Here is a 1,687-nt window from a genome sequence, read left to right on the forward strand (position 1 = left end):
CCTGACTCGTGCCACTTGAGAGCTCCTGGCTGACTTGGCCGGTGTTGTCGCTGGTCAGGGTCCTGTGGCGGGGGTCGGCGACACACTAATCGGGTGGGTAGGGTCGGACCGTGGTGTTCGTGCGTAAGGTCCGGACGGCGTCGGGGGCGACGGCGGTGCAGATCGCTGAGCGCCGGGGCGGGCGGGACAAAGTCCTCGAGCACCTGGGCTCAGCGCACACCGAGGCCGAGCTGACCGCGCTGTTGGAGGCCGCCCGGGTGAAGATGCACCCGGGTCAGGGCGAGCTCGACCTGAGCGCGGGCGCGGTGCCGGCGGGGCAGTCGGTGATCACCGGCAAGTGCAGCGCACTGCTGTGGCACGTGCTGACCAGCGCGTACGCCAGGTTGGGGTTCGATGCCCTGGGCGATGAGGCGTTCAAGGCGCTGGTGCTGGCGCGGATCGTGGAACCCACGAGCAAGGCCGACTCGCTGCGGGTGCTGGACGAGCTCGGTGTGCCGCACGCGTCGCTGCGCACGATGTTCCGGTGCCTGGCCCGGGCCCAGGAACGCGGCTACCGCGACCAGGTCGCCGCGGCGTGCTTCGCCCACGCCGCCGGGCACGGGGACCTGTCGCTGGTCCTGTACGACGTAACCACCCTCTACTTCGAGGCCGAGCAGGAGGACGAGCTGCGCAAGGTCGGCTATTCGAAGGAGCGGCGCGTGGACCCGCAGGTCGTCGTGGGGCTGCTCGTGGACCGTGCCGGGTTCCCGCTGGAGGTGGGGTGCTTCGAGGGCAACAAGGCCGAGACCGCCACGATCCTGCCGATCATCGAGCAGTTCCAGCAGCGCCACAACCTGGCCGACATCGTGGTGGTCGCCGACGCGGGCATGCTCTCCTCATCGAACCTCAAGGAGCTGGATGCGGCCGGGTTGCGGTTCATCGTCGGCTCGCGGGTCACCAAGGCCCCCGGCGACCTCGCTTCTCATTTCCGGTGGCACGGGGATGCGTTCACCGACGGACAGATCATCGACACCATCACTCCACGGGTGGCCACCACCAAGGCGGCCTCGGTCAACGACGTCACCAAGCGCGCCGAACCCGTGTGGGACCCCGCGGTGCACGATCGGTCGTGGCGGGCGGTATGGGCGTACTCCGTCAAGCGCGCCGCACGGGACCGGGCCACCCTCACCCTGCAGGAGAACCGCGCCAAGGCGGTCATCGCCGGCGAGAAGCCAGCCCGCACACCGCGGTTCGTGAAGACGGTGAACGGCTCGACGCGCCTGGACGAGGACGCCCTGACCCGCGCCCGCAGCCTGGCCGGGCTGAAGGGCTACGTCACCAACCTGCCCGTCACGACCATGCCCGCAGCGGAGGTGATCGCCTCCTACCACTCGTTGTGGCAGGTCGAGGCCTCGTTCCGGATGAGCAAGACCGACCTGCGGGCCAGGCCCATGTTCCACCACGACCGCGATGCCATCGAGGCCCACCTCACCATCGTCGTCACCGCCCTGGCCGTCGCCCGTCACCTGCAGGATCAGACCGGGATGAGCATCAAGAAGATCGTCCAGGCCCTACGCCCGCTGCAACAGGTCACCGTCGTCATCGCCGGTCACCCCCACGTCGCCGCCGACCCGCTGACCGGCAGCCAGCGAGATCCTCACCGCCACCGGCACCGAATGGCCAACACACTAAATTGGCACGACTCGGG

General features: G+C 69.2%; 1 pseudogene. It reads left to right on the forward strand.

The features are described 5' to 3' along the window. Positions 1-110 precede the first annotated feature (110 nt). A pseudogene (locus RF646_RS13240) lies at positions 111-1,617 on the forward strand (IS1634 family transposase). Positions 1,618-1,687: the final 70 nt, after the last annotated feature.

Source organism: Kocuria sp. CPCC 205261 (genome assembly GCF_040981025.1).
Taxonomy (GTDB): domain Bacteria; phylum Actinomycetota; class Actinomycetes; order Actinomycetales; family Micrococcaceae; genus Kocuria; species Kocuria marina.